This is a genomic window from uncultured Meiothermus sp. (genome assembly GCF_937863175.1).
Taxonomy (GTDB): domain Bacteria; phylum Deinococcota; class Deinococci; order Deinococcales; family Thermaceae; genus Meiothermus.
Genome location: NZ_CALMCQ010000376.1, coordinates 1 through 1,239 on the forward strand (window position 1 = coordinate 1; position 1,239 = coordinate 1,239).

At 62.2% G+C, this 1,239-nt stretch carries 1 pseudogene; it reads left to right on the plus strand.

What is annotated here, in order from left to right:
* Positions 1 to 928, plus strand: a pseudogene (locus Q0288_RS14090) (hypothetical protein); the annotation flags it as partial.
* Positions 929 to 1,239: the final 311 nt, after the last annotated feature.

Here is a 1,239-nt window from a genome sequence, read left to right on the forward strand (position 1 = left end):
ACAATTGCTGAGCGACCTGCGCTTGCGGATCCGGGACAACCGCAAAGCAGAGCCGGTTGCCAGCAGCCTGGCGGCGGCGGGCATCCACAGTATTGATGACTGGAAGCGGGCCTTGCTCGAGGTGCGCGGGCGCTTGCTGGAAGCCCAGGTGCAGGCCGAAACCGGCCAGAGCGACGCCGCCCGTCGCACCCTGGCCCAAATTAACGCCCGTTACCAGACCGCCATTCAACCCGTGGTCGAGGCCCTCGAGCCCGAACTGGCCCAGCGCACCCTCCGGGTCTTTAGGTTGGCCGAAAACGCGGTGGGCCTGCGCACCAGCGACTTCACGGTGCTTTCGGGGGTGATGCTCGAGAACGGTCTGGCCCTAGAGGGCCAAAGCCTGGGCGCCTTCCACGATGTACAGGTCTGGCTGCTGCAAACCATCCTGGGCATCCCCAGGGCCTTCCTGTTCATCCTGGCAGGTATGCTGGCCTTCTTCCCGCTCTACCTGCTGACCCTCACCTTTGGCGGGCGCAACATCTACTGGCGCTACCTGGGGCTGGCCTTCTTCTTCCTGCTACTCCCGGCCATGATGGAAGGGCTCTCCTACATCGGCTCGATTCTGTCCGACTCGCGCTACGGACGGCTGCCCTTCTTTGGCGCCCTGACCAACCTCTCCATCCAGCAAAACCTGGTGGCCCAGTTGTTCTGGGGACTCACGGTGTTTCTGGTGATAATTTTCGCCACCATCGGCCTGCGCGGCATCGCGGCCCAGTTCGGCCTGCTGCAAAACCAGCGCACCCCACTCCGGCGCAGCCAGAACCCCACCGTTCCCCAGTCCGCAGCCGCTGCGGGTATGGCAGGTGTGGGCGTTGCGGGCGCCGCCAGCGCCAAGCCCAACCCCGGCCAGACCAGCGAGACTATCGTGGAGTGGGACGCGGAGTTCTGAACCCGAGACGCCCTACCGCTCCCCAGAACCCCCGGCCCAAACCGGGGTTTTTGTAGAGACGAGATTTGAGGGGGAGGACGTAGACAACTGCCCGGGCAGTGGCTGGGGTGGTGCTCGAGCGCACCCTACATCTGGGTTACTGGAAACTCTTTGACGTAGCCCCGCCACTGGTTTCCAACCCGCCAATATTTGTATTTTTCCATTTCTGCAATTCCATGATGAGCCTAACGCCTGAGTTAGCCTGCTACCGCATGACAGTGTAGTGCGCCCCTAAAGTGAGACCATAAGCTAAGAGAGCTTTTGGTTGATTT